General features: G+C 34.7%; 1 protein-coding gene and 1 riboswitch. The gene reads left to right on the forward strand.

Features of this window, described 5'->3' with window-relative positions; all coding sequences use genetic code 11:
* Nucleotides 1–146: 146 nt before the first annotated feature.
* A riboswitch (purine riboswitch) is annotated at nt 147–248 on the forward strand.
* 103 nt (nt 249–351) lie between these two features.
* Complete coding sequence (locus tag CD30_RS18895; RefSeq protein WP_156962321.1) at nt 352–1,653, forward strand: NCS2 family permease; 1,302 nt, start codon at nt 352–354, stop codon at nt 1,651–1,653.
* Nucleotides 1,654–2,101: the final 448 nt, after the last annotated feature.

Here is a 2,101-nt window from a genome sequence, read left to right on the forward strand (position 1 = left end):
TGGTGTGAGAGGTCGGCTAGCCAATTAATGGCTAGCCTCCTACTCGATTGAAAAATTAGTGAATTAATTTACGAACTTTTAACTAATTATTTATAAAAACGTTCGTAAATAGCATTGAAATCTATTGGAGTAGGTGATATATTACATAGGTAAATTAAATAATTCGTCGTATAATGTCGAGAATATGGCTCGAAAGTTTCTACCAAACTACCTTAAATAGTTTGACTACGATTAACCCACTATAGATAGTGCATTTATATTTTTATTTAAATGGGGAATCGTAGACATACAACAATAAAAGGTGTATGTCTATTATTTTTGGCATCGTGACGATAATTACGGAGGATCATCATGAAAAAGTATTTCCAATTTGAAGAACTTGGAACAAATTATCGCCGTGAAATTTTAGGTGGATTAACAACTTTCCTATCTATGGCGTACATTCTAGCTGTAAACCCAACGATGTTATCGGAAGCTGGTATGGATTACAATGCAGTATTCGTAGCCACAGCATTAGCTGCTGCGGTTGGTAGTTTATTTATGGGTCTAATTGCAAAATACCCAATTGCTTTAGCTCCTGGTATGGGTCTTAATGCATTTTTCGCTTTCTCAGTAGTCCTTGGCATGGGGATGTCTTGGGAAACTGCGTTAACAGGGGTGCTATTTTCTGGATTAATTTTCATTGTATTATCACTATCAGGATTACGTGAAACGATTATTAATGCAATTCCGGCACAATTAAAATATGCGGTAGGTGCTGGTATCGGTTTATTCATTACGTATGTTGGTTTACAAGGTGCAGGAATTATAGCTAATGATAATTCAACATTAACTGTACTAGGTGATCTTACGCATGGACCAACGTTATTAGCGATTTTTGGAGTGTTGGTAACATCGATCTTTATGGCTAAGAAAATAAACGGTGGTATTTTCTATGGTATGGTTGTCACTGCGGTAGTCGGAATGATTTTTGGTTTGGTAGCATTACCGGAAAAGGTTATTTCGGGTATTCCGGATATTTCGCCTACATTCGGAGCTGCATTCCAAGCTTTTGGTGACTTTGGATCGATTTTAAATTTAGATTTCTTGATTGTTGTGCTAACATTCTTATTCGTAGATTTCTTTGATACTGCTGGTACGTTAATGGCTGTTGCTGGTCAAGCTGGCTTAGTTAAAGATAATAAACTACCTCGTGCAGGAAAAGCGTTGCTTGCTGATTCTTTAGCAACGGTGACTGGTGCGATATTCGGTACTTCAACAACAACTTCGTATGTTGAATCAACTTCTGGTGTAGCTGCAGGTGCACGCACTGGTTTTGCTTCAGTAGTAACAGGTGTATTATTCTTGTTGGCATTATTCATATCCCCGTTATTGGCGGTAGTAACAAGCGCTGTTACGGCTCCAGCTTTAATTATTGTTGGTGCATTAATGGTGTCATCATTAAGACTGATAGAATGGGATAAAATCGAAATTGCGATTCCGGCATTTCTAGTTTTAATCTTTATGCCACTTTCGTATTCGATTGCAACAGGTATTGCAGTAGGTTTCCTATTCTACCCAATTACAATGATCGTATCAGGACGCTCGAAAGAAGTTCATCCGATTATGTATGGTTTATTTGTAGTGTTCCTATGTTACTTTATTTTCCTATAATTAAATAGTTAACAAAAAAGCTGAATCGATTACTTCTATATATAATAGAAGTAAGGATTCAGCTTTTTGTGTTTAAATTCGGAGTGTTATGTAATGCCGTTTGTTAAAGATGTTTAAGTATCTTTTATTATAAAATGTACATATTAAATCAAAGTAAGTATTTTATTCAATTAAACTGAATCTTTTTACTTTGAGAAAACACTTGTAATGAATTAGATAGCGTAGTATATTAGATAACGTTGTCGAAAAGATAATGAGTTTTAACAAATATTAAAAACTATTGACGGCTTAGACGTATAGTGATATATTAATAAAGTTTTCGAAAAAAGCGGTTAAAAAGTTATTTATTTTTTATTGACATCCGCATTTAAGTTTGATATTATTTAAAAGTTGCTGTTACGAACGGCAACAAAATGAACCTTGAAAACTGAACAACAAAACGTTAATG

It is taken from the genome of Ureibacillus massiliensis 4400831 = CIP 108448 = CCUG 49529 (assembly GCF_000772965.1).
GTDB lineage: Bacteria > Bacillota > Bacilli > Bacillales_A > Planococcaceae > Ureibacillus > Ureibacillus massiliensis.